General features: G+C 70.1%; 26 protein-coding genes. 20 read left to right on the top strand and 6 right to left on the bottom strand.

Going from position 1 to position 21,839, the window contains the following annotated elements:
- Nucleotides 1-110 precede the first annotated feature (110 nt).
- From hemL to ACFZAT_RS18895, 8 genes are all read left to right on the top strand, one after another.
- A complete protein-coding gene (hemL, locus tag ACFZAT_RS18860) occupies nucleotides 111-1,427 on the top strand; it encodes a glutamate-1-semialdehyde 2,1-aminomutase (RefSeq protein WP_391265607.1) in 1,317 nt (438 codons plus the stop codon).
- Complete coding sequence (locus ACFZAT_RS18865; RefSeq protein ID WP_391265354.1) at nucleotides 1,424-2,113, top strand: histidine phosphatase family protein; 690 nt, start codon at nucleotides 1,424-1,426, stop codon at nucleotides 2,111-2,113. Before hemL ends, ACFZAT_RS18865 begins: the two co-directional genes overlap by 4 nt.
- A gap of 221 nt (nucleotides 2,114-2,334) precedes the next feature.
- Entirely contained in the window at nucleotides 2,335-3,606 is a 1,272-nt protein-coding gene (locus tag ACFZAT_RS18870; RefSeq protein ID WP_391265355.1) for a hypothetical protein, read from the top strand.
- Nucleotides 3,607-3,673: 67 nt separating this feature from the next.
- Entirely contained in the window at nucleotides 3,674-4,282 is a 609-nt protein-coding gene (locus ACFZAT_RS18875; protein WP_391265356.1) for a redoxin family protein, read from the top strand.
- 25 nt (nucleotides 4,283-4,307) lie between these two features.
- Nucleotides 4,308-5,048 (top strand): cytochrome c biogenesis CcdA family protein, encoded by a 741-nt coding sequence (locus ACFZAT_RS18880; protein WP_037786247.1) that lies wholly within the window; start codon nucleotides 4,308-4,310, stop codon nucleotides 5,046-5,048.
- A 6-nt stretch (nucleotides 5,049-5,054) separates the two neighbouring features.
- Nucleotides 5,055-6,776, top strand: coding sequence for a cytochrome c biogenesis protein ResB (locus ACFZAT_RS18885; RefSeq protein WP_391265357.1), 1,722 nt, complete (start codon nucleotides 5,055-5,057; stop codon nucleotides 6,774-6,776).
- Complete coding sequence (gene ccsB / locus ACFZAT_RS18890; RefSeq protein ID WP_391265358.1) at nucleotides 6,773-7,855, top strand: c-type cytochrome biogenesis protein CcsB; 1,083 nt, start codon at nucleotides 6,773-6,775, stop codon at nucleotides 7,853-7,855. The genes ACFZAT_RS18885 and ccsB overlap by 4 nt, the downstream gene beginning before the upstream one ends.
- A gap of 76 nt (nucleotides 7,856-7,931) precedes the next feature.
- Nucleotides 7,932-8,834 carry a phosphotransferase gene (locus ACFZAT_RS18895; protein WP_391265359.1) on the top strand — a complete coding sequence of 301 codons (903 nt, stop codon included), beginning with the start codon at nucleotides 7,932-7,934 and terminating at the stop codon, nucleotides 8,832-8,834.
- Here ACFZAT_RS18895 and ACFZAT_RS18900 read toward each other — a convergent pair.
- Nucleotides 8,831-9,217, bottom strand: a complete 387-nt coding sequence (locus ACFZAT_RS18900; protein ID WP_391265360.1) for a PLDc N-terminal domain-containing protein — start codon at nucleotides 9,215-9,217, stop codon at nucleotides 8,831-8,833. The two genes, ACFZAT_RS18895 and ACFZAT_RS18900, sit on opposite strands and share 4 nt — an antisense overlap.
- Before the next feature lie 73 nt (nucleotides 9,218-9,290).
- Nucleotides 9,291-10,100: a methyltransferase domain-containing protein gene (locus tag ACFZAT_RS18905; protein WP_391265361.1), complete on the bottom strand. Its 810-nt coding sequence runs from the start codon at nucleotides 10,098-10,100 to the stop codon at nucleotides 9,291-9,293.
- An 89-nt stretch (nucleotides 10,101-10,189) separates the two neighbouring features.
- Between ACFZAT_RS18905 and ACFZAT_RS18910 the strand changes: the two genes are divergently transcribed.
- From ACFZAT_RS18910 to mqnP, 4 genes are read left to right on the top strand one after another with little or no spacing between them, the layout of a single operon-like run.
- Nucleotides 10,190-10,924 (top strand): GntR family transcriptional regulator, encoded by a 735-nt coding sequence (locus tag ACFZAT_RS18910; protein ID WP_391265362.1) that lies wholly within the window; start codon nucleotides 10,190-10,192, stop codon nucleotides 10,922-10,924.
- A gap of 36 nt (nucleotides 10,925-10,960) precedes the next feature.
- Complete coding sequence (locus ACFZAT_RS18915) at nucleotides 10,961-11,299, top strand: hypothetical protein (protein WP_391265363.1); 339 nt, start codon at nucleotides 10,961-10,963, stop codon at nucleotides 11,297-11,299.
- Nucleotides 11,300-11,349: 50 nt separating this feature from the next.
- The gene (locus ACFZAT_RS18920; protein ID WP_391265364.1) at nucleotides 11,350-12,807 is read left to right on the top strand and encodes a menaquinone biosynthesis decarboxylase; all 1,458 of its coding nucleotides are present in this window, start codon (nucleotides 11,350-11,352) and stop codon (nucleotides 12,805-12,807) included.
- Nucleotides 12,801-13,721: a menaquinone biosynthesis prenyltransferase MqnP gene (gene mqnP / locus ACFZAT_RS18925; RefSeq protein ID WP_391265608.1), complete on the top strand. Its 921-nt coding sequence runs from the start codon at nucleotides 12,801-12,803 to the stop codon at nucleotides 13,719-13,721. The genes ACFZAT_RS18920 and mqnP overlap by 7 nt, the downstream gene beginning before the upstream one ends.
- Here mqnP and ACFZAT_RS18930 read toward each other — a convergent pair.
- Entirely contained in the window at nucleotides 13,711-14,304 is a 594-nt protein-coding gene (locus ACFZAT_RS18930) for a rhomboid family intramembrane serine protease (RefSeq protein WP_391265365.1), read from the bottom strand. The two genes, mqnP and ACFZAT_RS18930, sit on opposite strands and share 11 nt — an antisense overlap.
- A 120-nt stretch (nucleotides 14,305-14,424) precedes the next feature.
- Between ACFZAT_RS18930 and ACFZAT_RS18935 the strand changes: the two genes are divergently transcribed.
- A complete protein-coding gene (locus tag ACFZAT_RS18935) occupies nucleotides 14,425-15,072 on the top strand; it encodes a UbiX family flavin prenyltransferase (protein ID WP_391265366.1) in 648 nt (215 codons plus the stop codon).
- A 21-nt stretch (nucleotides 15,073-15,093) separates the two neighbouring features.
- Here ACFZAT_RS18935 and ACFZAT_RS18940 read toward each other — a convergent pair whose 3' ends face one another.
- On the bottom strand, nucleotides 15,094-15,231 hold the full coding sequence (locus ACFZAT_RS18940; RefSeq protein WP_199879188.1) for a hypothetical protein: 138 nt from the start codon (nucleotides 15,229-15,231) through the stop codon (nucleotides 15,094-15,096).
- A gap of 132 nt (nucleotides 15,232-15,363) precedes the next feature.
- Between ACFZAT_RS18940 and ACFZAT_RS18945 the strand changes: the two genes are divergently transcribed.
- The 5 genes from ACFZAT_RS18945 to ACFZAT_RS18965 all read left to right on the top strand — a co-directional run bounded on the left by ACFZAT_RS18945 (nucleotide 15,364) and on the right by ACFZAT_RS18965 (nucleotide 19,818).
- Nucleotides 15,364-15,819 (top strand): Lrp/AsnC ligand binding domain-containing protein, encoded by a 456-nt coding sequence (locus ACFZAT_RS18945; protein ID WP_391265367.1) that lies wholly within the window; start codon nucleotides 15,364-15,366, stop codon nucleotides 15,817-15,819.
- 46 nt (nucleotides 15,820-15,865) lie between these two features.
- The gene (gene mqnE, locus ACFZAT_RS18950; protein ID WP_018104321.1) at nucleotides 15,866-17,029 is read left to right on the top strand and encodes an aminofutalosine synthase MqnE; all 1,164 of its coding nucleotides are present in this window, start codon (nucleotides 15,866-15,868) and stop codon (nucleotides 17,027-17,029) included.
- A gap of 121 nt (nucleotides 17,030-17,150) precedes the next feature.
- Nucleotides 17,151-17,675, top strand: a complete 525-nt coding sequence (locus ACFZAT_RS18955) for a GNAT family N-acetyltransferase (protein ID WP_391265368.1) — start codon at nucleotides 17,151-17,153, stop codon at nucleotides 17,673-17,675.
- 132 nt (nucleotides 17,676-17,807) lie between these two features.
- Entirely contained in the window at nucleotides 17,808-18,062 is a 255-nt protein-coding gene (locus tag ACFZAT_RS18960; RefSeq protein ID WP_391265369.1) for a DUF4229 domain-containing protein, read from the top strand.
- A 409-nt stretch (nucleotides 18,063-18,471) separates the two neighbouring features.
- Nucleotides 18,472-19,818 carry a cation:dicarboxylate symporter family transporter gene (locus tag ACFZAT_RS18965; RefSeq protein WP_391265370.1) on the top strand — a complete coding sequence of 449 codons (1,347 nt, stop codon included), beginning with the start codon at nucleotides 18,472-18,474 and terminating at the stop codon, nucleotides 19,816-19,818.
- 12 nt (nucleotides 19,819-19,830) lie between these two features.
- Here ACFZAT_RS18965 and ACFZAT_RS18970 read toward each other — a convergent pair whose 3' ends face one another.
- Nucleotides 19,831-20,010 carry a hypothetical protein gene (locus ACFZAT_RS18970; RefSeq protein ID WP_391265371.1) on the bottom strand — a complete coding sequence of 60 codons (180 nt, stop codon included), beginning with the start codon at nucleotides 20,008-20,010 and terminating at the stop codon, nucleotides 19,831-19,833.
- Between ACFZAT_RS18970 and ACFZAT_RS18975 the strand changes: the two genes are divergently transcribed.
- Together ACFZAT_RS18975 and ACFZAT_RS18980 are read left to right on the top strand one after the other, a co-directional pair.
- Nucleotides 20,002-20,328, top strand: a complete 327-nt coding sequence (locus ACFZAT_RS18975; RefSeq protein ID WP_391265609.1) for a MerR family transcriptional regulator — start codon at nucleotides 20,002-20,004, stop codon at nucleotides 20,326-20,328. The genes ACFZAT_RS18970 and ACFZAT_RS18975 overlap by 9 nt on opposite strands.
- Nucleotides 20,329-20,412: 84 nt before the next feature.
- A complete protein-coding gene (locus tag ACFZAT_RS18980) occupies nucleotides 20,413-21,033 on the top strand; it encodes a TetR family transcriptional regulator (protein ID WP_391265610.1) in 621 nt (206 codons plus the stop codon).
- On the opposite strand, the gene ACFZAT_RS18985 is transcribed toward ACFZAT_RS18980, so the two are convergent.
- Nucleotides 21,023-21,835 (bottom strand): MaoC/PaaZ C-terminal domain-containing protein, encoded by an 813-nt coding sequence (locus tag ACFZAT_RS18985; protein ID WP_391265372.1) that lies wholly within the window; start codon nucleotides 21,833-21,835, stop codon nucleotides 21,023-21,025. The two genes, ACFZAT_RS18980 and ACFZAT_RS18985, sit on opposite strands and share 11 nt — an antisense overlap.
- Nucleotides 21,836-21,839: the final 4 nt, after the last annotated feature.

Here is a 21,839-nt window from a genome sequence, read left to right on the forward strand (position 1 = left end):
CACTAGGAGGCACAGCCCCCGCCGCGCAACCCGATCATCGTGTCAGTGACCTCCCCCACGGGCGTGCGGTGAAACACCTGTCCGCAAAGACCGTCCGTGGCTCTGACACCATGGCATGTGTGAGCTTTCCCTATGACGCCCCAGTTTCGCAGACGCTTTTCGACCGCGCGTCCCTCGTGACGCCCGGCGGCGTGAACTCTCCCGTCCGTGCTTTCCGGGCCGTGGGCGGTACGCCCCGGTTCATGGTGTCCGGTACCGGTCCGTACCTGACCGACGCCGACGGGCGGGAGTACGTCGACCTCGTGTGCTCGTGGGGGCCGATGATCCTCGGCCACTCCCACCCCGAGGTGATCGCCGCAGTCCAGGAGGCCGTCGCACGCGGCACCTCGTTCGGTACGCCCGGCGAGGGCGAGGTCGCGCTCGCCGAGGAGATCGTCGCGCGCGTCGAGCCCGTGGAGCAGGTGCGGCTGGTGTCGTCGGGGACCGAGGCGACGATGTCCGCGATCCGCCTCGCCCGCGGGTTCACCGGCCGGGCCAAGGTCGTGAAGTTCGCCGGCTGCTACCACGGCCATGTGGACGCCCTGCTCGCCGCGGCCGGGTCCGGCGTCGCGACCTTCGGGCTTCCGGACACCCCCGGGGTCACCGGCGCGCAGGCGGGCGACACGATCGTGCTGCCGTACAACGACCTGGAGGCCGTGCGCGCCGCGTTCGCCGCGCAGCCCGGCGAGATCGCGTGCGTGATCACCGAGGCCTCGCCCGGCAACATGGGCGTCGTCCCGCCGCTGGACGGGTTCAACGCGGGGCTCAAGGAGCTCTGCGCCGCCAACGGGGCCCTGTACATCTCCGACGAGGTGATGACCGGATTCCGTACGTCGAAGGCCGGCTGGTACGGCGTCGACGGGGTCCGCCCGGACCTGATGACCTTCGGCAAGGTCATGGGCGGCGGCTTCCCGGCCGCTGCGTTCGGCGGGCGCGCCGACGTGATGGCGCACCTGGCCCCGGCCGGCCCGGTCTACCAGGCGGGCACGCTGTCCGGGAACCCGGTCGCCACCGCCGCCGGGCTCGCGCAGCTGCGGCTGCTGGACGACGCCGCGTACGCGAAGGTGAGCGCGGTCTCCGCCGAGATCCGGGGTCTGGTGAGCGCCGCCCTGGACAAGGAGGGCGTCGCGCACACCGTGCAGGCGGCCAGCAACATGTTCTCCGTGTTCTTCACGGACGGACCCGTCCGCGACTACGAGGACGCCAAGCGGCAGGAGGCCTTCCGCTTCACCCCGTTCTTCCACTCGATGCTGGCGCAGGGCGTCTACCTCCCGCCGTCCGCGTTCGAGTCGTGGTTCGTGTCCACCGCCCACGACACGCAGGCCGTCGAGCGCATCGCCGCCGCCCTGCCCGCCGCCGCCCGCGCCGCCTCGGAGGCCACCGCATGAGCGAGAAGAATCCCGACGACATCACCGTGGTCCACCTGATGCGCCACGGCGAGGTGCACAACCCGGAGGGCGTGCTGTACGGCCGCCGGCCCGGGTACCACCTCTCCGAGCTGGGCCGGCAGATGGCCGACCGGGTGGCCGAGCACCTGGAGAAGCGCGACATCACGTACGCCGTCGCCTCCCCGCTGGAGCGCGCCCAGGAGACCGCGACCCCGATCGCCAAGTCGCACGGCCTGGACCTCGCCACGGACGAACGGCTCATCGAGGCCGCCAACGTCTTCGAGGGCAAGACCTTCGGCGTCGGCGACGGCGCCCTGCGCAAGCCGGACAACTGGAAGCACCTGACGAACCCGTTCCGCCCGTCCTGGGGCGAGCCGTACATCGAGCAGGTCGTCCGCATGATGGGCGCGCTCGACGCGGCGCGGGACGCGGCCCGGGGCCACGAGGCGGTCTGCGTCAGCCACCAGCTGCCGATCTGGATCGTCCGCAGCTTCGTGGAGCGGCGCCGGCTCTGGCACGACCCGCGCAAGCGGCAGTGCACCCTCGCCTCGCTGACCAGCTTCACGTACCGGGGCGACAAGATCGTCTCCGTCGGGTACTCGGAGCCGGCCCGCGATCTGGTCCCCGCGCACCTGCGGGCGGGCGCCAAGCCGGTGAAGGGCGCCTCGAAGGGCTTCGGGGCGTAGCGGGCCCGCGGGCCGGAGCCCCGCCCGGGTTGACCTGGTCGGGCGTTTTGTCGCCAATCGCCGGACCGAGCCGGAGTTAGTACCTCTGTTCGGTCAACGTCTGGGGCTGGTTTCGTAAAGAATTTTGTGCTATCCGGGGGAACCTCCGTGTGGCTCCTCCCATCTAAGCGATTGCCAGTTTGTATGGACTTCAGGCAAAACGACCGCAGATGGGAAGCCGCATGCGTGAGATCAGCCGAAGGGGATTGCTCGGAGCCGGTCTCGGCGCCGCGGCCGCCGCCGGAATGGCGGGGTGCGGCACCACCGGCGCCTCCGGCCCCGCCGCCGGGGACGGAAGCCCGAGCCCGGACAAGGGCGCCGCGGGACAGAAGGCGGCCGGCGGAACCTCGAAGGGCACCGGGAAGAAGAAGGACGTCCGCGCCATCGGCGACGGTTCCACCGCCTACACCGGCAAGCAGCCGAAGCAGCCGCAGGCCCCCGTCCCCCTGGAACCCGGGCAGAAGCCGCCGCAGTTCGTGATCTTCTCCTGGGACGGGGCCGGTGAGGTCGGCAACGGGCTCTTCCCGCGCTTTCTGGAACTCGCCCGCGAACACGACGCGTCGATGACCTTCTTCCTCTCCGGCCTCTATCTCCTCCCGGAATCGAAGAAAACGCTCTACCGTCCGCCGAACAACCCCCTCGGCGCCTCCGACATCGGCTATCTCACCGACGGTCACCTCAAGGAGACACTGAAGAACGTCCGGCAGGCGTGGCTCGACGGCCACGAGATCGGCACCCACTTCAACGGGCATTTCTGCGCCGGATCCGGATCGGTCGCCAACTGGACCCCCGCCCAATGGCAGAGCGAAATCGACCAGGCGATCTCCTTCGTCACCCAATGGCGCACCAACACCGGCTGGAACGACGAGGAATCGCTCCCCTTCGATTACCGCAAGGAACTCGTCGGCGGCCGCACCCCGTGTCTCCTCGGCCAGGACAATCTGCTGCCCACCGCCAAGAAGCTCGGCTGGCGCTACGACGCCAGCTCGCCCGGCGGCACCCAGGTCTGGCCCGTCAAGCGCCAGGGCGTCTGGGACCTGCCCCTCCAGGGCATCCCCTTCCCCGGGCACACCTTCGAGGTCCTCTCCATGGACTACAACATCCTCGCCAACCAGTCGCAGAACTCCACCAAGGGAATGCCATCCCGCTATCCCGGCTGGCGCGAACAGGCCACGCAGTCCTACCTCAGCGGATTCAAGCGCGCCTACGAGACGAACCGCGCACCCTTCTACATCGGAAACCACTTCGAGGAGTGGAACGGCGGCATCTATATGGACGCCGTCGAAGACACGCTCAAGCACATCGCCGGGAAACCGGATGTGCGCCTCGTCTCCTTCCGGCAGTTCGTCGACTGGCTCGACGTCCAGGACCCGGCGGTCCTCGACAAGCTCCGCACACTCCAGGTCGGCGAAGCACCCGCGGGCGGCTGGAACACCTTCTTTAAACAAGCCTGACAACGGGCTTTACGGGCACCGAGGGGGGCGCCCAAGATCCCCGGAACGGCCATGCGAAACTTTTCACATGAGCCATGGCCGCGCACCCCGACGCCGCTTCACGCTGCTCGCCGCCCCCCTGGCGGCCGCCGCGCTCGCACTGACGCTGACCGCGTGCGACTCCGGCAGCAAGACCAGCGGCGGCGGCGACACCAACTTCGTCACGGGCAACGGCGGCATCGCCACCGCGCCCCAGGGCGAGCGCGCCGACGCGCCGGACCTCGACGGCGAGACCGTCGACGGCAAGCAGCTCGATCTCGCCGACTACAAGGGCAAGATCATCGTCCTCAACGCCTGGGGCTCCTGGTGCGCCCCCTGCCGGCTCGAAGCGAAGTACTTCAAGCAGGTCGCCGAGGCCACCAAGGACAAGGGCGTGCAGTTCGTGGGCATCAACACCCGCGACAACTCCAAGAGCAACGCCGTGGAGTTCGAGAAGAACCACGGCACGCCCTACCCCAGCTTCTACGACCGGACGGGGAAGCTCCTGCTGCGCTTCCCCAAGGGCACCTTCAGGCTCCAGTCCATCCCGTCGACCGTCGTCATCGACCGGGACGGCAAGCTCGCCGCCCGCTTCGTCGGCCCGATGGACGACACCGATCTGCACAAGATGCTCGACCCGCTGATCGCGGAGAAGTGATCAGGTGAGCACCCTCGCCGCCGCCATGCAGAACAACACCGTGCTCAACGGTGCCCTGCTGGTCGCCCTGCCCATCGCCCTGCTCGGCGGACTCGTCTCGTTCTTCTCGCCCTGCGTCCTGCCGCTCGTCCCCGGCTACCTCAGCTACGTCACCGGGGTCAGCGGCGCCGACCTCGCCGAGGCACGGCGCGGCCGGATGGTCGCGGGCGCCTCGCTGTTCGTCGCCGGCTTCACTGCCGTCTTCGTCTCCGGCGGTGCCCTCTTCGGCTACTTCGGCGACACCCTCCAGGCCAACAGCGGCCCCCTCACCAAGGTGCTGGGCGTGCTGATGATCCTCATGGGCGCCTTCTTCATGGGCCTCATGCCGTGGATGACGCAGCGCGAGTTCCGTATCCACCGGAAGCCGGTGACCGGACTGGTCGGCGCTCCGCTGCTCGGCGCCCTCTTCGGCATCGGCTGGACCCCGTGCCTCGGGCCCACGCTCAGCTCGGTGTCCATCCTCGCGATGAACCAGGGCACCGCCGGGCGCGGCGCCATACTGACCGTGGCCTACTGCCTGGGCCTGGGCATCCCCTTCGTGCTCGCCGCCGTCGCCTTCCGCAAGGCGCTCGGCGCGTTCGGATGGGTCAAGCGCCACTACGCCTGGGTCATGCGCATCGGCGGCGGAATGATGATCGTGACCGGGCTGCTCCTGCTCACAGGCGCGTGGGGCAGCATGATGCAGGAACTACAGGGCTGGTCGGACGGCTTCCAGGTGGGGATCTGAGTACCAATGAGCAACACCACCTCCAACCGCTCCCAGGAGCGGGACCAGGAGAACGCAGCTGAGCTCGGCGCCGCCGGCTCCCAGCTCTCCACCGCCCCCCGCGAGGAGACCCTGGCGAACCTCCCCGCCATGGGCGTCATCGGATGGATCCGCTGGTTCTGGCGCCAGCTCACCTCCATGCGGGTCGCGCTGATCCTGCTCTTCCTGCTCTCGCTCGGCGCCATCCCCGGCTCGCTGATCCCGCAGAACAGCGTGGACGAGCTGAAGGTGCAGACGTTCAAGAACGCGCACACCGTCGTCACGCCGATCTACGAGAAGCTCCAGTTCTTCGACGTCTACAGCTCGGTGTGGTTCTCCGCGATCTACATCCTGCTGTTCGTCTCGCTCATCGGCTGCATCGTCCCGCGCACCGCCACCTTCGTCGGCCAGCTCCGCAGCCGCCCGCCCGGCGCCCCCAAGCGCCTCACCCGGCTGCCCGCGTACACCACCTGGCGCACCGAGGCCGACCCGGAGAAGGTCCACGAGGCCGCGCTCGCGATCGTCCGCAGGCGCCGCTACCGGGCCCACCTCGCCGGGGACGCCGTCGCCGCCGAGAAGGGCTACCTCCGCGAGGCCGGCAACCTGGTCTTCCACATCGCGCTCATCGTGATGCTCGTCGCCTTCGCCTGGGGCCAGCTCTTCAAGTACGAGGGCGCCAAGCTGGTCGTCGAGGGCGACGGGTTCTCCAACACGATCACCCAGTACGACAACTTCAAGTCCGGCTCGCTCTACGACGACGAGTCGCTGACCCCGTTCAGCTTCACCCTGGACGACTTCATCGGCACGTACGAGCGCAAGGGGCCGCAGATCGGCACCCCGCGTACGTACGAGGCGCGCGTGACCTTCTCGGACGGCGCGTACGGCAAGCCGGAGAAGCGGGTCATCAAGGTCAACGAACCCCTCGTCGTCCACGGCACCAAGGTCTACCTCAACGCCCACGGCTACGCCCCCGTCGTCTCCGTCAAGGACGGCCGGGGCAAGGAGGTCTACAAGGCCGCCGTCCCGCTGCTGCCGATCGACAACAACGTCACGTCGAGCGGCGCCATCAAGGTGCTCGACGGCTACCGGAACAAGAACGGCAAGATCGAGCAGCTGGGCTTCCAGGCGTTCTTCGTGCCGACCTTCGCCGGCAAGGGCCAGGGCACCATGTGGTCCCAGTTCCCCGCCGCCGACTTCCCCGTGCTCGCGCTCAACGGCTTCCACGGCTCCATCGGCGTCGACTCCGGCATCGCGCAGAACGTGTACCAGCTGGACACGAGCAAGATGAAGGAGTTCAAGGACGCCGACGGCAAGCAGCTGAAGCAGCGCCTCCTCGTCGGCGAGACGATGAAGCTGCCCGACGGGGCCGGCTCCATCACCTTCGAGGGCCTCCAGGAGTGGGCGAGCTTCCAGATCTCCGAACAGCCCGCCAGCGGCTGGGCGCTCACCGGCGCCGTCGCCGCCATCGCCGGCCTCGCCGGCTCCCTGTTCATCCAGCGCCGACGCGTCTGGATCCGGGCCGTGCGCGGCGCCGACGGCGTCACCGTGGTCGAGATGGCCGGGCTCGGCCGCAGCGAGTCCGCGAAGCTTCCCGAGGAGCTGGCCGACCTCGCGGTCACGCTCAACGCCGAGGCGCCCACCGCGCCCGGCACCGACAGCGACGTCGCCGAGGCGTCCTCCGTAGAACCCGCCGAAGGGGCTGAGAAGTGAATCTCGCCGCCGCAACCAACGAGAACCTGGCACACACCAGCAATGTGCTGATCTATTCGTCGATGGCCGTGTACACCCTGGCCTTCTTCGCGCACATCGCGGAGTGGGTGTTCGGCAGCCGCAGCAAGGTCGGCCGCACCGCCGCCGAGCTGACCGCCGAGCAGGGCTCCGCCGGCACGGTGAAGGTCCAGGTCGCCACCCGGGGCGGCGGCACCGCCGTCCTGGAGAAGCCCAAAGTCATCACCCGGTCCGCGACCGGCTCGCGGGACGTCCCGGACGGGCCCGGCGCCGCCGGCGGCACCTTCAAGGGCGACCTCTACGGGCGGATGGCGGTCTCGCTGACCATTCTCGCGTTCCTGGTCGAGGCCGGCGGCGTCGTCGCCCGCGCGCTGTCCGTGCAGCGCGCGCCCTGGGGCAACATGTACGAGTTCTCCATCACCTTCTCCACGGTGGCGGTCGGCGCGTACCTGATCCTGCTCGCGCTGAAGAAGAACGTCCGCTGGATGGGCCTGATCCTGGTCACGGCCATCCTGCTGGACCTCGGCCTCGCGACCACGGTGCTCTACACCTCCAGCGACCAGCTGGTGCCCGCGCTCCACTCGTACTGGCTGTGGATCCACGTCTCCACCGCCATCATCTGCGGCGCCGTGTTCTTCATCGGCGGCATCGGTACCCTGATCTACCTCTTCCGCGACAGCTACGAGAACAAGATCGCGAACGGCGGGGAGCCGGGCTCCTTCGCCCGCTCCGTGCTCTCCCGGATGCCGTCCGCGTCGAACCTCGACAAGTTCTCGTACCGGATCAACGCGGCGGTCTTCCCGCTCTGGACGTTCACGATCATCGCGGGCGCGATCTGGGCGGGCGACGCCTGGGGCCGCTACTGGGGCTGGGACCCCAAGGAGGTCTGGTCCTTCATCACCTGGGTCGCGTACGCCGCCTACCTGCACGCCCGCGCCACCGCCGGCTGGAAGGGCCGCAAGGCCGCGTACCTGGCCCTGATCGCCTTCGCCTGCTGGATCTTCAACTACTACGGCGTCAACATCTTCGTCACCGGCAAGCACTCGTACGCCGGCGTCTGACGTACACCACGACGTCCCTGCCCGCCACCGGTCCGCCGGGGCGGGCAGCGGTCTTTCCCCGGGGGAGGGGCAGCGCATGACCATGCACGACGACCAGGTGGACGTGACCGCGGAGACCGTCGCGGCCCTGATCCGCGACCAGTTCCCGCAGTGGGCCGGCGAGGCCGTCCGCCCCCTGGCCTCCACCGGCACGATGAACACCATCTTCCGCATCGGCGACGGCCTCTCCGCACGCTTCCCGCTGCACCGGGCCGCCCCCGCCGAGACGCTGGCGGCCCTCGAACAGGAGGCCCGGGCTGCCGCCGAGCTGGCACGGGCCACCCGCTTCCCCGTCCCGGAACCGGTCGCCCTGGGCGCGCCCGGCCCCGGCTACCCCATGCCCTGGGCCGTCCAGACCTGGCTCCCGGGGACCAACGCCTTCGACGCCGATCCGGCCGCCTCCGACGCCTTCGCCCGGGACCTCGCGGACTTCGTCGCCGGCCTCCGGGACGCGGACACGCACGGGCGCTCCTTCGGCGGCGGGGGGCGCGGCGGGGTGATCGCCGACCACGACGGCTGGATGGCCACGTGCTTCGAGGGGAGCGAGGGCCTGCTCGACGTGGCCCCGCTGCGCGCCCTGTGGGCCGGCTTCCGGGAGCTGCCGCGTACCAGCCCCGACGTGATGAGCCACGGGGACCTGATCCCCGGCAACGTCCTGGTCCTGGACGGCCGCCTCGGCGGCGTCCTCGACACCGGCGGCTTCGGCCCGGCCGACCCGGCCCTGGACCTGGTCGGCGCCTGGCACCTGCTGGGCCCGGGCCCGCGCGAGGTGTTCCGCCGGGCGCTGGGCTGCGACGACCTCGAATGGGAGCGGGGCCGGGCCTGGGCGTTCGAGCAGGCGATGGGCCTGGTCTGGTACTACGCGGAGAGCAACCCGCCGATGAGCACCCTGGGCCACCGCACGCTGGCCCGGATCCTGGACCCGGCGGGCGCGGCCTAGGAAGCTTCCTCCGTGCCGTTCTCGCGGCGCTTCAGCTCCTCCTCGCGGCGGCGGAGGTCCGCCTCCCAGTCCTTGAGGAGCGCCTCGTCCTTCTTGTTCTCCTCCTTCAGCGACTTCAGGAAGTCCGGGTTGTCGTCCGGAGCGACCCACTGCTGACGGTGGTTGCGGTGCCACTCGGAGGGCGTACGGCCTCCGGCGGGCGGCTGCCGGACCTTGCCCGCGGCCAGCCAGACGATCGGGCCGACGATCCAGAACAGCAGGATGATGAAGACCCAGGCGATCTTCGGCAGGTGCTTGGCCTCGTCCTCCGGGGTGTTCAGGCAGTCGATGAACGCGAAGATCGTCAACGCCAGCGGCAGAAGGTAGATCAGGGCCCGGAGCATGGTGGAGAGGTCCCCCCGAGGAGAGTTGGCGGGGCTTTGCCCCGCCCCGGTGACGGGCCCAGAGTAGCGGGTGTCATTTACGCCCCACGGCGAGCAGGTGGGAACTGGCGGCGAGCAGGTCCGGGTACGGTTCGGCCATGCGGGCGGCCGCCAGCGCGGAGGCGAACAGGCGCGATCCGGCCAGGGATTCCCCTGTGTGGCGCTCGGTCGCTTTCAGGAGGGCCCAGGTGGGTCCCTCGACGCCGTACACCCGGGTCTCGGTGAGCCCGGCCCCGCGCATTTCGGCGTCCAGCTCGGCGCCCGTGTGGAAGTGGGCCTCGGTGAAACCCTTCTTCCCGTCGTGGGATCCGGTGTCCAGGATCTTGGCGATGCCCTGCTGGAGCGAGTCGCGGTCGAGGTGGGCGAGTGCGGTGTGCTCGAAGAGCGAGGCGTAGCGGTTGATCCCGGCGGCGGCGACGAGCCCGCCGGGCCGGACCACGCGGTACGCCTCCGCCAGGGCCGTCTTCCGGTCGGCGGCCTCCACGAGGTGGTAGAGCGGGCCGAGGACCAGAACCACGTCGTACGAGTCGTCGGCCGCGCTCAGGTCCCGGGCATCCCCCAGCTCTACGCTGCAGCCGGATCCCTCGGCCTCGGCGAGGTGTCGCCTTACGGGGTCCACGAGGTGCACGCGGTATCCGTCGGCGGAGAGCCAGCGGGCGTGGGCGCCGGGGCCACCGCCGACATCGAGTACGGAAGCGGGTGCGGGTGGCAGGTGCCGGCGCAGCAGTTCCTGGGTGCGGACCATCTCCAGGACGCCGTCGGCAGGGCCGGAGAGCCGGTCGGACTCGTTGATGGTGGCCGAGTAGAACTCGATGATTCCTGCCGGGACTTGGTAAGCCGTCATGAGACCGTCCTGTTCCGGGCCGAAGCCGAGGCGGGTGTATCCCTCGGCTAACCTAACCGGTTGACCTGTCCAGCTACCAGGAGATCGCAATGCCGCAATTGAAGTACGAGCAGATCGCGGAGTCCCTGCGCGCCAGGATCTCGGACGGCGAGTTCGGGCCGGGTGACCTGCTGCCTTCCGGGCGCGACCTGTGCGAGCAGTGGTCGGTCTCGCGCGCCACCGTCATCAAGGCGATGGACGTACTGCGCGGTGACGGGCTTGTCGTCGCCCGGCAGGGGTCGGGCTTCACGGTGGTGGAGACTCCGGTGGCCCGGCCGGCCGGGCGCCGTTCCGCCGGATCGACGCGGGTGTCCGGCGGGCGGCCGTTCAGGCGTCTGGGAGTGCCGGAGAAGGAGAAGCCGCCCACGAGGATCGCGGACGCGATGGGGCTCGGTCCCGGGCAACTCGCCCTCCGCCGGGACCGGCTGATGCTCCTCGACGACGGCTCGCCGCTGTCGCTGGTCACGGCCTGGTTCCCGGAGGAGGTGGCGGACGCCTGCCCGAAGCTGGCGCAGAAGGGGCCGATCCCGGAAGGGACTACGCACTATGTGACGCGGATGACGGGCAGGTCCCCCGCTCGCGGAACGGACGTGACCTCGGTGCGTCTCGCCTCCGAGGGGGACGCCAGGAGTCTCGGGCTCGACGTACCGGCCGCGCTTGCGGTCGTCCTGCACGTAGCGAGCGACGGCGACGGCCGTGTCCTCGTGTGCGAGGAGGGCGTGACACCGTCTCACCTCTGGGAGCAGGTGGAGAGCTACCCGATGGGTGGAAGTGACGGCGATTAGCCTGACTGGACCGGTCAACCGGTCCAGTCTCGGCTCATGAGTACTTCGGAGCACACCGATTTCCTCCATGCCCGGTTACTTCCGTGGACCCGGCCCGACGGCGGACCCTGCTACCTGCAGACCGACGGCCACGGCTACGTGTCGCGCGTCGCGGACGAGATGGAGGCCGTGCAGCTCAGCATGGGCGCGGAAGTCCTCGACTGCGCCAAGCCGATCATCGCCGCCGCCGGATCGACGGTCGCAGAGCTGCGCTTCGCCGCCGCGAGACCGGCCGAGTGCCTGACGGACGCGCTGCGCGTTTCGGAAAGCAGGGGCATGCGGCTGCGGTGCGGCGAGGCGGCGGCGGAGTCTGCCGGGCAGGCGTTCAACGGCTGACGCGGGGAGCCCCGGCGGCCGCCGCCGGGGAGGATGTCAAACTTGTTCTCATGGCTTACGACGATCTTCGATCCCTCCTCCGGGCTCTGGAGCGCGAGGGCGAGCTCAAGCGCATCAAGGCCGAGGTCGACCCCTACCTGGAGGTCGGTGAGATCGTCGACCGGGTGAACAAGGCCGGCGGGCCCGCGCTGCTCTTCGAGAACGTCAAGGGGTCCTCGATGCCCCTGGCCATGAACGTCTTCGGGACCGACAAGCGGCTGCTCAAGGCGCTCGGGCTGAAGTCCTACGGTGAGATCGGCGAGAAGATCGGCGGGCTGCTCAGGCCCGAGCTGCCGCACGGGTTCGTCGGGGTGCGGGAGGCCTTCGGGAAGCTCGGCTCGATGGTGCACGTGCCGCCGAAGAAGGTGAAGGGCGAGAACGCGCCGGTCCAGGAGGTCGTCCTCACCGGCGACGACGTGGACCTGGACCAGCTGCCCGCGCTGTTCACCTGGCCCAAGGACGGCGGCTCCTTCTTCAACCTGGGGCTCACGCACACCAAGCACCCCGAGACCGGCATCCGCAACCTCGGGCTCTACCGGCTCCAGCGCCACGACCGGCGCACCATCGGGATGCACTGGCAGATCCACAAGGACAGCCGCAACCACTACCAGGTCGCCGCCCGGCGCGGGGAGCGGCTGCCCGTCGCCATCGCGTTCGGCGCCCCGCCCGCCGTCACGTACGCCTCCACCGCGCCGCTGCCCGAGGACATCGACGAGTACATGTTCGCCGGGTTCCTCCAGGGCAAGCGGATCGAGATGGTCGACTGCAGGACCGTGCCGCTCCAGGTGCCGGCCAACGCCGAGGTCGTCATCGAGGGCTGGCTGGAGCCCGGCAAGACGCTGCCCGAGGGGCCGTTCGGCGACCACACCGGCTTCTACACCCCGCAGGAACCGTTCCCCGCACTGACGATCGACTGCGTGACCATGCGGAAGCGGCCGCTGCTCCAGTCCATCGTGGTCGGCCGGCCGCCGACCGAGGACGGGCCGCTCGGGCGGGCCACCGAGCGCTTCTTCCTGCCGCTGCTCAAGATCATCGTCCCGGACATCGTGGACTACCACCTGCCGGAGTCCGGCGGCTTCCACAACTGCGCGATCGTCTCGATCGACAAGAAGTACCCGAAGCACGCGCAGAAGGTGATGAGCGCGATCTGGGGCGCGCACATGATGTCGCTGACGAAGCTGATCGTCGTCGTGGACTCGGACTGCGACGTCCACGACCTGCACGAGGTGTCCTGGCGGGCCCTCGGCAACACGGACTACGCCCGCGACCTGGTGGTCACCGAGGGCCCCGTCGACCACCTCGACCACGCCTCGTACCAGCAGTTCTGGGGCGGCAAGGCGGGCATCGACGCGACGCGGAAGTGGCCCGAGGAGGGGTACACGCGGGACGGGGGCTGGCCCGACATGGTCGAGTCGGACCCGGAGACGGCGGCGACGGTCGACCGCCGGTGGAAGGAATACGGATTGTGAGCGCCGCCGAAGCAACCCTGGGTTCAGGGCCCGCGCAGCCGAGCAGCAAGGTGAAAGCCTTCCTGCGGCTCGTGATGATCGAGCACTCCGTCTTCGCGCTGCCCTTCGCGTACATCGCCGCGCTGACCGCGATGTTCCGGGACGGCGGGTCGGTCCAGTGGGGCACGCTGCTGCTGGTCACGGTCGCGATGGTCGGGCTGCGGACGTTCGCGATGGCCGCGAACCGGATCATCGACCGCGAGATCGACGCCCGCAATCCGCGCACCGCGGGCCGTGAGCTGGTGACCGGCGCGGTGTCGGTGAAGTCGGCGTGGACGGGGGCGCTCGTCGCCGTCGTCGTGTTCCTCGGGGCCGCCGCCCTGCTGAACCCGCTCTGCCTGGCGCTGGCGCCGGTCGCGGTGATCCCGATGGTGGTCTACCCGTACGGGAAGCGGTTCACGAACTTCCCGCACGCCATCCTGGGGCTCGCCCAGGCGATGGGCCCGGTCGGGGCCTGGCTCGCGGTGACCGGCAGCTGGTCGTGGGACGCGGTGATCCTCGGGCTCGCCGTCGGCATCTGGATCGGCGGCTTCGACCTGATCTTCGCCTGCCAGGACGTGCAGGCCGACCGGGCGCACGGGGTGCTGTCCTTCCCGGCGCGCTTCGGGATCCCGGCCGCGCTGTGGGGCGCGCGGGTGTGCCACGTGGTGACGACGGGCCTGCTGGTCTGGTTCGGACTCGCCACGGACGCGGAGGTCTTCTACTGGATCGGCATGGTGATCGTCTCGGTCGCCTTCGTGTACGAGCACCGGGTGGTGCGCCCGCACGACCTGTCCCGGCTGAACCGGGCGTTCTTCTCGGTCAACGGATTCATCGGGATAGCGCTGTTCGTGTGCGCGCTGCTGGATCTGGTGGTGCGCGGGCTCACGGTGTGAGCGCGCGCGGGGCGGTGGGGCGGCGCAGCGCGAAGGCCGCCACCACCCCGCCTGTCAGCCCGAAGAGGTGGCCCTGCCAGCTGACGCCGGGGTCCGTGGGCAGGACGCCCAGGAGCAGCGAGCCGTACACCGCGGCGACGGCCAGGCCGACGACCACGTCGAGCGGGCGGCGGTCCACGAAGCCGCGGACCAGCAGGTAGCCGAAGAGGCCGAAGACCACGCCCGACGCGCCGAGCGTCACGGTGTTCTCCGGAGCGATGAGCCAGACGCCGAGGCCGCTGATCAGGATCACGATGAGCACGGCACCGGCGAAGCGGCGCAGCCCGCCGAGGGCGGCTATGAAGCCCAGGACCAGCAGCGGGACGCTGTTGGAGGCGACATGGCCCCAGCCGTCGTGGAGGAACGCGGCGGGCACGATGTCGAGCAGTTCGCCGGGCTCGCGGGGGGAGATGCCGTGGTCGTCCAGGCCGTGGCCGGTGGCGAGGTCGACGGCCTCCAGGATCCAGAGCAGCGCGATCCAGCCGAGCACGAGCGCCCCGGCCGCGAGGGCCCGGTCGCCGGTTCTCATCCGTACGTCGTCCATGGCAGGACACCCCCCTTCACCCAACGGAACGCGCCAAGGGCCTCGGACAGTTCCGGGTACCGCGCGCCGGATAGGCTCAGGGGTGTGGATTCCCGGTCTTCAGTGAGTCAGCAGCGGCGAATGCCTTGGATTGTCGGGGTTTCCGGCGCTTCGGGCACGCCTTTCGCCGCCGCGGTGCTGCGCGGCCTGCTGGCGGCGGGGGAGAGCGTGGACCTGGTCGTGAGCCGGGCCTCGCGGCTGACGCTCCTGGACGAGACGGGGATCTCCTACCGCGACGCGCACTGGCGCGAGGACCTGGCTGCCTGGCTGGCGCGGGGTGCGGACGGCAAGCCGGAGACGTTCGACGTGGACCTGTCGGGCGTACGCCACTGGGCGGCCGGTGATCTGGCCGCGGGTCCGTCCTCGGGGTCGTACCCGGCGAAGGGGATGCTGATCGTCCCGGCCTCGACGGCGTGCGTGGCGGGGGTGGCGCTCGGGCTCTCGAAGGACCTGTTGCAGCGGGCGGCGAGCGTGACGCTCAAGGAGCGGCGCAAGCTGGTGGTCGCGGTCCGGGAGACGCCGTTGAGCGGGCAGACGCTGAAGCAGTTGGTGGCCCTGGACGAGGCGGGCGCGGTCGTGCTGCCCGCCTCGCCGGGCTTTTACGCGGGGGCGACGCACATCCAGGATCTGGTGGACTTCGTCGCGGGGCGGGTGCTGGACGCGGCGGGTGTGCCGCACCGGCTGTACCGCCGTTGGGAGGGGGAGCTGGGTGGCGGCTCCCCGGGCTGACCGGGTGCGATCCGGTGAGGGTCAGCGCTTCTTGGGCGCGCGCCGGGGGCCGCGGGTGCGGTCGACCCGGAGGGCGGCGGCGGGGTGGTGGGCACGCGAGCGGTTGGCCAGGTCCTGAAGCTCGCGCATCCGGGCGTAGGCCATCTCGATCGTGTACACGGTGTCGTCACTCCTGAAGATTCGTAAGCGATTTTTGGTTGTGCGGGAAGATTTGCAGGCTCCAATGCCTGCATGCCTTGGATTCTACACGTAGACTTGCGGTACTGCTGAACAATGGAAGGTTTCAGTCATATGGACGCGGTGGACAGGCAGCTCATCCAGGCCCTCCGGGAGAACGGCAGGGCCTCGTACGCCGAGCTCGGGCGGCTCGTCGGGCTCTCCGGGCCCAGCGTCACCGACCGCATCAACCGGCTGGAAACCGCCGGTGTCATCACGGGCTACCGCGCCACCGTCAACGCGGCCTCGCTCGGCCTGGGCGTCACGGCCCTCATCGGTATCTCGCTCTCCGACGCCGCCGACCACGAGGACGTGGCGCACCGGCTGAAGGACCTCGCGGAGATCGAGGACGCCTGGTTCATCGCGGGCGACGACTCGTACATGCTCAAGGTCCGCGTGGGCGACGTGGACGGCCTGGAGAAGACGATCCGCCGCCTCAGCTCCACCAAGGGCGTCTCGCGCACCCGTACCACCATCGTGCTCTCCACCAAGTGGGAGAACCGGGTCGGAGACCTCCCCGAGGAGAGCTAGGCGTACGGTGGCGGGGTTCGGTACGGCGAGGAATTGAGGAGCACTGGTGGACGCGGGACTCAAGCGCGAACTGGAGCAGAAGGTCGAAGCCGGTGAGCGGCTGAGCCGTGAGGACGGGATCGCGCTCTACGAGTCCGACGACCTGGCCTGGCTCGGGGGGCTGGCCCACCAGGTGCGGACGCGCAAGAACGGTGACGTCGTCCACTTCAACGTCAACCGTCACCTCAACATGACGAACGTGTGCACCGCCTCGTGCGCGTACTGCTCCTTCCAGCGCAAGCCGGGGGAGAAGGACGCGTACACCATGCGCATCGAGGAGGCGGTGAAGCTCGCCAAGGCGATGGAGGGCGAGAACCTCACCGAGCTGCACATCGTCAACGGGCTGCACCCCTCCCTGCCGTGGCGCTACTACCCGCGCTCGCTCAGCGCGCTGAAGGAAGCCCTGCCACAGGTCTCCCTGAAGGCGTTCACCGCCACCGAGATCCACCACTTCGAGACCATCTCCAAGCTCTCCGCCTCGGAGATCCTGGACGAGCTGATCGAGGCCGGTCTCGAATCGCTGACCGGCGGCGGCGCGGAGATCTTCGACTGGGAGGTCCGCCAGCACATCGTGGACCACAACACCCACTGGGAGGACTGGTCGCGCATCCACAGGCTCGCCCACGAGAAGGGGCTCAAGACCCCGGCGACCATGCTGTACGGGCACATCGAGGAGCCCCGGCACCGCGTCGACCACGTGCTGCGGCTGCGTGAGCTCCAGGACGAGACCGGCGGCTTCCAGGTCTTCATCCCGCTGCGCTACCAGCACGACTTCGTGGACATGAAGGACGGCAAGGTCCGCAACAAGCTCCAGGCGCGGACCACGATGGCGACCGGCGCCGAGGCGCTGAAGACCTTCGCCGTCTCCCGGCTGCTGTTCGACAACGTGCCGCACGTCAAGGTGTTCTGGGTGATGCACGGCGTGCAGACCGCGCAGCTCGCGCTCCAGCACGGCGCGGACGACATGGACGGCTCGGTCGTCGAGTACAAGATCACGCACGACGCGGACAACTACGGCACTCCGAACAAGCTGACCCGCGAGGACCTGCTCGACCTGATCCGGGACGCCGGCTTCCGGCCCGTCGAGCGCAACACCCGGTACGAGATCATCCGCGAGTACCCGGGCCCGGACGCGGAGCGGCGCGAGTCGCCGCAGCCGATGCGGGTCTGAACCGGCGCGCGCCGCGCGCGATGCCGCACGTACGAAAGCTCCGGCCACCGTCCCCGGCCGGAGCTTTCTCGCGTTCCGGACACTGGTTGAGCCTGCGGGCTGTAATAGTTAATCTGCGTCTATGGCTCTTACATTCGAGGTGGACCCGGCGTTCGACCGCTCGGTGCGCGACGGCATAGTCACGCTCTGGGCCGATGTCTCCAACGCGGGCGGTGCGGTGGGCTTCGTACCGCCGGTGTCGGAGGAGGACGTCCGGCCGGAACTGCTCAAGCACCAGGTGGCCCTGACCGAGGGGCGGACCCGGCTGGTCGTCGGTCACGACGAGGAGGGGCGCGTCGCCGCCACCGCGTTCCTGACGTTCAACACGCACCGGCTGATGCGGCACTGGCTGTGGGCGTACACCGTGATGGTCCACCCCCGCCACCAGGGCAAGGGGTACGGCCGCGACCTGATGGCCGTCGTCGCGGACGCGGCGCGCGCGACCGAGGGCATCGAGGCGATCCGGCTCACCTGCCGGGGCGGCACCGGCGCCGACCGCTTCTACGCCGCCTGCGGCTACAAGGAGGTCGGGCGCGTCCCCGGTGCGATCCGGGTGGCCGAGGGCGACGACCGGGACGACATCTTCATGCTGCTGCCGCTGGGCTGAGCGCCCGGGGCGCGGCCCAGCGAATCGATCGATTGCGGGGCATGCTTCACTGGTCGGGCAGGACTGTCGTACGTAGAGAGAAGGCCAGCTGTGTCCGCTGCCAAGCCGAGCGCAACGATCCGGTACACCGCGATGCGTCTCAGCATCTTCGTCGGCTGCTTCGTCGTCGCCGCCGTCGCCGTCCGCCTCGGAGTGGTGCCGTCCGGGGTCGGGGGGTCCAACATCGTCTGGGTCATCCTGCTCGCCCTGGTGCTGTCCGCGCCGCTCAGCTTCGTCCTGCTGCGCAAGCAGCGCGACGAGATGTCCGAGCAGATCGTCTCCTCGGTCGACCGTGCCAAGGCCCGCCTGGAGTCCAACCGCACGCGCGAGGACGGCGTCACCTCGTAAAGGGAACGTAAGCTCCGTCACACCCCGCACCTTTTTTCCGTCGAACCCCAGCGCGGGAGCATCCGCTCCTGTACTGGGGTTTTTCGTGTTCCCAGGCGGAGTTGGGGATTCCGGGGCGGCCATCGGGGGTGCGGGGCGCTTTCCCGTACCAAAGAAGACCTTTGAGGTTCTCAAAGTTCAAGTGTTAACGTGTTCGACATGAAGACTGATGTGCGCCTGCGATCTGCCACGAGCGTCCCGCTCGTGGAGCGCCTTCATGTCGACCTCTGCCGCTGTATGTCCGCGGTCTGTTGCCGCAACGTCTGATACCGGCACCATGCAGCGGCGCCGCCCCCGACGCGGGCGCCGCACCCCCGTCCCCCGCACTGAGTCCCCGTGCGTCCCGATGCGTCACATCTGGAGTGTGTCCGTGTCCGCGAACCCCGCGTCCACCGCCGAGAAGCCCGCGGGCTCCGGCTTCCGCATACCGAAGGTCCCGTTCTGGGCCCAGATCGTCGCCGGTCTGGTGCTCGGCGTCCTGCTCGGCTGGCTCGCCCGTAGCCAGGACATCGACTGGCTGTACACCACGCTCGACAAGGTCGGCCACATCTTCGTCCAGCTGCTGAAGCTGGCCGTCGCGCCCCTCGTCTTCTTCGCGATCCTGGTGTCGATCACCAACCTGCGCAAGGTCAACAACGCCGCCCGGCTGGCCACCCGCACCCTGCTCTGGTTCATGATCACCTCGCTGATCGCGGTGGCCATCGGCCTCACGATCGGCCTGATCACCAACCCGGGCTCCGGCACCGGCCTCACTCCGAAGGACGGCAAGCTCCCCGAGCATGCCGGCTCCTGGCTCGACTTCCTGACCGGCATCATCCCGGACAACGTCGTCACGCCGTTCGCCGAGCTGAACGTCCTGCAGATCGTCTTCATGGCCGCCGTCGCCGGTATCGCCGCCCTCAAGCTCGGCGAGAAGGCGCAGCCGATCCTCACCCTCAGCGAAGCCGCCCTGGAACTCCTCCAGAAGGCCCTGTGGTGGGTCATCCGCCTCGCCCCGCTCGGCACCGTCGGCCTCATCGGCTACGCCATCGCCGACTACGGCTGGGACCTGATCGGCAAGTACGCGACGTTCACCGCCGACGTCTACATCGGCTGCGCGCTGGTGCTGTTCGTCGTCTACCCCGTGCTGCTCGCCACCGTCGCCAAGCTGAGCCCGGTCCAGTTCTTCAAGGGCGCCTGGCCCGCGATCCAGCTGGCGTTCGTCTCGCGCTCCTCGGTCGGCACCATGCCGGTCACCCAGAAGGTCACCGAGCGCCTGGGCGTCCCGAAGGAGTACGCCTCCTTCTCCGTCCCGTTCGGCGCCACCACCAAGATGGACGGCTGCGCCGCGATCTACCCGGCGCTCGCCGCGATCTTCATCGCGCAGATCTTCGACGTGCAGCTGGGTGTCGGTGACTACATCCTGATCGCGTTCGTCTCGGTCATCGGTTCGGCGGCCACCGCCGGTCTGACCGGCGCCACGGTCATGCTGACGCTGACCCTGTCGACCCTGGGCCTCCCGCTGGAGGGCGTCGGCCTGCTGATGGCCATCGACCCGATCCTGGACATGATGCGCACCGCCACCAACGTGGCCGGCCAGGCGCTCGTCCCGGTGATCGTCTCCGCCCGCGAGAAGATCCTCGACCACGACGCGTACAACTCGGCCTCCGCCTCCCCGGTGGACGAGGACGAGGAGATCCGCGACACGGAGCCGGAGCGCGTTCCGGTCGCCGTCTGATCCCGCCCGGCATCACCCGAGGGCCCCTTCTCCCGCGCGGAGGAGGGGCCCTCGGGCGTGCTCAGGCGCCGTGCCCGCCGCGAGGAAGAACGGGACCGCTAGATAGAGCCGCCCGGTACGGGCGCGGGTGCGCTGCTCGTCGGCCCACGCCTCGATCCGGGCGGCGGGCTCCCCGCGCACGTCCTGCGCCACTGGGAGTCCGTCGGGCTGCTGGACCCGGCCCGGGACACGGCCGGGCGGCGCCGGTACGGGGCGCGCGATCTGGAACGGGTGGCGACGGTCGTCCAGGCCAAGCGGGCGGGGCTGGCGCTCGACACGATCCGGCTGCTGGTCTCCGTGTCCGAGCCGGACCGGCGGCGGGCGGTGCTCGGCGCGGAGGCGGAGCGGCTGCGGGCCGTCATCGACGCCGCGCGGGCCTCGCTGGAACTGGTCGAGTGCGCCCTGAGCTGCGGCCACGAGGACATCACCCGCTGCCCGCACTACCGGGCGGTGATCGCGGCGGGCGGCTGAGCGGGACGAGCGCGCGTACCCTTACCCGGGAGTAGTGCGGCGGGGGCGGGAGGAGTCGACGTGGGTGCTGTGCGGAACAAGCGGATGCCGCGCGCCGTGCGCGAGCAGCAGATGATGGACGCCGCGGTGCAGACGTTCGGGCAGCGGGGATACCGGGCCGCCTCGATGGACGAGATCGCCGAGCTGGCCGGGGTGTCGAAGCCCCTGGTCTATCTGTACCTGAATTCAAAGGACGAGCTGTTCACCGCGTGCATCCGGCGCGAGGCGCGGGCCCTGCTGGCCGCCGTGCAGGGGGGCGTGGAGCCCGGACTCCCGGCCGACCGGCAACTCTGGGAGGGGCTGCGGGCGTTCTTCACGCACACCGCGGAGAACCCGGACGGCTGGGCGGTGCTGTACCGGCAGGCGCGGACGCACGGGGAGCCGTTCGCGACCGAGGTCAACGCGATGCGCGAGGAGATCGTCGCGTTCGTGACCGGTCTGATCGGCGCCGCCGCCCGCGAGGCGCACCACGACCCGGCGCTCCCGGACCGGGACGTGGCGGGCCTCGCGCAGGCCCTGGTGGGGGCGGCGGAGGCGCTGGCGGGCTGGGCCAACGAGACCCCGGGCGTCTCGGCCCGGGAGGCGGCGGCCACGATGATGAACTTCTCCTGGGCGGGCCTGGAGAACCTGATGAACGGCCGCCCGTGGCAGGTGCCTAGCCCGTAGTCCCGGTCAGGTGCAGCCGCTCGCCGTGCTCGCCGCCGCGCAGTTCGAAGGCGGCGCCGTCGGTGGCGTACGTGACCGTGCCGGGCAGCAGGACCGGGGCACGGAAGTCGGCCCGTACGGTGCGCAGGGTGGCCGGGTCGGGGATCTCGGCCAGGCAGCGGGCGACGGTCCACATGCCGTGGGCGATGGCCCGGGGGAAGCCGAAGAGGCGGGCGGTCAGCGGGTGGAGGTGGATCGGGTTGCGGTCGCCGGAGGCCGCCGCGTACCGCCGTCCGAGGTTGCCGGGAAGCCGCCACTCGGCGACGGTCGGGAGCGGCGCGGAGGGCTTTCCCGGTGCCGGTGCCTCCGTACGCGTCGCGTGCCGGGACAGATAGCCGCTGCGGGACTCCCACACCAGCTCGCCCGCGAGGCGCGCCTCGGTCACCACGGTGACCTCGGTGCCGCGCCGGTGCAGGCTCAACTCCTGCGCGTACACCGTGAGTTCGAGCGAGTCCTCCGGCCGGAGGGTGCGGTGGGCGGTGATCTCGATCCAGGTGTGGACGAGGCCGGTGACCGGGAGCGGGAAGTCGCGGCGCGTCATCAGCCGCATGGCCAGCGGGAACGCCAGGACGTGCGGGTACGTCACCGGTAGCGGCCCGGTCGCCGGGAAGCCGCAGATCGTGCGGTACGCGGCCAGGCGTCCCGGTGCCGCGGGTGCGGCGGGCAGGCGGAGCCGGCCGGCGGGGAGGGTGGCGCCGGGGCGTCCGGCGCGCTTGAAGGGCGAGGTGACGGCACCCCGGGCCAGCGAGAGGGCCAGGCTCATCGGG

The sequence above is a fragment of the Streptomyces sp. NPDC008163 genome (genome assembly GCF_042956885.1).
GTDB classification, from domain to species: Bacteria; Actinomycetota; Actinomycetes; order Streptomycetales; family Streptomycetaceae; genus Streptomyces; species Streptomyces drozdowiczii_A.

Coding starts and splice junctions, on each gene's coding strand:
- hemL (WP_391265607.1), top strand. CDS start 111: ATGGCATGTGTGAGCTTTCCCTATGACGCCCCAGTTTCGCAGACGCTT.
- ACFZAT_RS18865 (WP_391265354.1), top strand. CDS start 1,424: ATGAGCGAGAAGAATCCCGACGACATCACCGTGGTCCACCTGATGCGC.
- ACFZAT_RS18870 (WP_391265355.1), top strand. CDS start 2,335: ATGCGTGAGATCAGCCGAAGGGGATTGCTCGGAGCCGGTCTCGGCGCC.
- ACFZAT_RS18875 (WP_391265356.1), top strand. CDS start 3,674: ATGAGCCATGGCCGCGCACCCCGACGCCGCTTCACGCTGCTCGCCGCC.
- ACFZAT_RS18880 (WP_037786247.1), top strand. CDS start 4,308: ATGCAGAACAACACCGTGCTCAACGGTGCCCTGCTGGTCGCCCTGCCC.
- ACFZAT_RS18885 (WP_391265357.1), top strand. CDS start 5,055: ATGAGCAACACCACCTCCAACCGCTCCCAGGAGCGGGACCAGGAGAAC.
- ACFZAT_RS18895 (WP_391265359.1), top strand. CDS start 7,932: ATGACCATGCACGACGACCAGGTGGACGTGACCGCGGAGACCGTCGCG.
- ACFZAT_RS18900 (WP_391265360.1), bottom strand. CDS start 9,217: ATGCTCCGGGCCCTGATCTACCTTCTGCCGCTGGCGTTGACGATCTTC.
- ACFZAT_RS18905 (WP_391265361.1), bottom strand. CDS start 10,100: ATGACGGCTTACCAAGTCCCGGCAGGAATCATCGAGTTCTACTCGGCC.
- ACFZAT_RS18910 (WP_391265362.1), top strand. CDS start 10,190: ATGCCGCAATTGAAGTACGAGCAGATCGCGGAGTCCCTGCGCGCCAGG.
- ACFZAT_RS18915 (WP_391265363.1), top strand. CDS start 10,961: ATGAGTACTTCGGAGCACACCGATTTCCTCCATGCCCGGTTACTTCCG.
- ACFZAT_RS18920 (WP_391265364.1), top strand. CDS start 11,350: ATGGCTTACGACGATCTTCGATCCCTCCTCCGGGCTCTGGAGCGCGAG.
- ACFZAT_RS18930 (WP_391265365.1), bottom strand. CDS start 14,304: ATGGACGACGTACGGATGAGAACCGGCGACCGGGCCCTCGCGGCCGGG.
- ACFZAT_RS18935 (WP_391265366.1), top strand. CDS start 14,425: ATGCCTTGGATTGTCGGGGTTTCCGGCGCTTCGGGCACGCCTTTCGCC.
- ACFZAT_RS18945 (WP_391265367.1), top strand. CDS start 15,364: ATGGACGCGGTGGACAGGCAGCTCATCCAGGCCCTCCGGGAGAACGGC.
- ACFZAT_RS18955 (WP_391265368.1), top strand. CDS start 17,151: ATGGCTCTTACATTCGAGGTGGACCCGGCGTTCGACCGCTCGGTGCGC.
- ACFZAT_RS18960 (WP_391265369.1), top strand. CDS start 17,808: ATGCGTCTCAGCATCTTCGTCGGCTGCTTCGTCGTCGCCGCCGTCGCC.
- ACFZAT_RS18980 (WP_391265610.1), top strand. CDS start 20,413: ATGCCGCGCGCCGTGCGCGAGCAGCAGATGATGGACGCCGCGGTGCAG.
- ACFZAT_RS18985 (WP_391265372.1), bottom strand. CDS start 21,835: ATGAGCCTGGCCCTCTCGCTGGCCCGGGGTGCCGTCACCTCGCCCTTC.